1 protein-coding gene and 1 pseudogene are annotated in these 1,485 nt (G+C 41.3%); both read right to left on the bottom strand.

The window, feature by feature from the left end; genetic code table 11:
• Positions 1–188: pseudogene (locus PX484_RS20240) on the bottom strand (DUF1822 family protein); the annotation flags it as partial.
• Positions 189–190: 2 nt separating this feature from the next.
• Entirely contained in the window at positions 191–1,438 is a 1,248-nt protein-coding gene (locus PX484_RS20235) for a sigma-70 family RNA polymerase sigma factor (RefSeq protein ID WP_288105285.1), read from the bottom strand.
• Positions 1,439–1,485: the final 47 nt, after the last annotated feature.

Raw genomic sequence — 1,485 nt, 5'->3', positions numbered from 1 at the left:
CTAACCCCAGGCATCCCTGACTGTAGATAGTTAAAAATAACTTGTTGACAGAGATAATTAATATAAAATCTCTGACGAATACTGGCATCAGTAAAACTGGCACTTTTTGCCCAACTTATCTCTTGAATATCTGCGGGTATTTCTAGCCAAATGCTATCAGGAGTTAGTTCTAACCAATCATTAACCATAATTAATCCTCCTGAGTTGTTGCGCTGGTTTGATAGTAGTATGTTAGCCATGGTTCTATTGCCTTACTAATAACTTCTCTATCGTGGGACTGGGAAGGAATATGCAGGTTTTCGCTGGCCCAGGGTAAAAACTTTTTAGCGAGGTGACGATAAACTTTATCCAGTTCCCTAGAAACCTGATATTGTTTGATAACTACCGTGGTAATTTCTGTAATCTTAGCGGCAATTGCCACTTGTCCCAACCCTGAACCATAAGTCATCTCTAGAATTAACTGAATTTGCGGATGCAGTTTTGCCTGTTGCGGCTGCTGACAAATCTGTTGAATTTCTGCGCGTAACCAAGCTAGAATTTTTTGGTGGTTTTGTTGCGACTCGCGAAAATTTTCCGCCGCTTCTAATTGCTGCCAAGGGTTATTATGGAGAGTATCTTCGATCATTTCTTCCCTCGTGCTACTTTCCTCACCCCCTAAAGGTTGCTGTAAGGAAATTGTTTTTCCTTGGGGAAATAAATAATCAGAAATAGCTTGTCCCGCATCCTTTAACCATCGGGTAATTGTCGCAGAATTGATTTTGATGGTAGAGTGGCTATCCGAGTTATAAGCAGCGGCGATTTTTTGCCAGATTTCTGGACTAGGTTCCTGAATTTTACCATCGGTTTTTATTTTTGCCTGGGCATAAATTTCTTTATAGTAATCCCAAGCTAAAAGGTAATTTTCGAGAGTTTCTCCCACTAATCCCCTCGCCTGGAGAGCTTGGCTGAGACGCGCTCCGGTAGAATTAAGTAGTAGGCTCCAAGTATTATGGCCGAATGCTTGACTAATCTGACGGATGCGATCGATTAAGCGATATTTAATCCTCTGATTGGCAAAATTATCGAAGCGAGTGGAGAATAAAGGCTTAAAGTCAGCTAAGATAGCCTCAAAACCAAGAATTCCTTCGTTAAAGTAGTCTTCGATCTGATAATCTAGTTTAGCTTGATATTTTTGATAGATTTCGGCAGCAGCCCAGTAGCAAGGTTCCTGCAAATAAGCGTATAAATGCCCACGAAAAAGATGATTTTGGGAACCGGGATTCTGATACTGTTGCTGAAAGAATAGGGCCAAATACTCCTCGGACTCGACATTAGGATCGATTGGGCCATAGCTTTCCATGTTACGACGCAAACGCCGATCACAATTCCATTGTGTCCTATTTTGCTGCAAAACTAAAAAGCAACAAAACTTCTCCAGCAAAGTCTCTCGTTTTTTCATCTAGCTACTCCCCGTGGAGGTCAACTAAACTCTCTATCGTTCCACTT

This window comes from Microcystis sp. M49636_WE2, assembly GCF_030065375.1.
Lineage (GTDB): Bacteria > Cyanobacteriota > Cyanobacteriia > Cyanobacteriales > Microcystaceae > Microcystis > Microcystis aeruginosa_C.
This window is presented reverse-complemented; position numbering and strand designations above follow the sequence as displayed.